Genomic DNA, 374 nt, shown 5'->3' with positions numbered 1-374 from the left:
TGGGTGGCATGGCTGGCTGTATGATGGTTGGTTTTGTTGCAGGCGCCAGTGCCCGCGGCATTCGTTTAGAGTCTGTAAAGTTGACCATAAAAGGGGCTTTGGATCTTCGTGGGTTCTTGAATGTAGCTGAAGAAGCTCCGGTTGGCTTCGAAGAGATCCAATTTCAGTTTGAAGTTCAAGGTGATGGTACTCAAGCTGATTACGATGAAGTTATTGCTGGGGTCCAACAATTTTCTCCGAATTACCGAACAATCAGTGATGCCGTTAAAGTATCAGCGATTGTGGCTTAATTAAACGATTTTATTTAATTAGCTAAAAATATAGAAACCTTTTTTAATTTATGCACTGCCACTGCTTTGAGCCTATATTTTAAT

The 374-nt window shown here is 41.2% G+C and carries 1 protein-coding gene; it reads left to right on the top strand.

Annotation, left to right across the window (positions count from 1 at the left end):
- A partial coding sequence (locus BCT81_RS03575) for an OsmC family protein (RefSeq protein WP_133152526.1) occupies positions 1–290 on the top strand: 290 nt, incomplete at its 5' end.
- Positions 291–374: the final 84 nt, after the last annotated feature.

It is taken from the genome of Vibrio sp. 10N.261.52.A1, assembly GCF_002876325.1.
In the GTDB taxonomy this organism is placed as follows: Bacteria; Pseudomonadota; Gammaproteobacteria; order Enterobacterales; family Vibrionaceae; genus Vibrio; species Vibrio chagasii.
The sequence above is the reverse complement of the archived record's forward strand: the minus strand, read 5'-3'. Positions and strand labels throughout refer to the sequence as shown.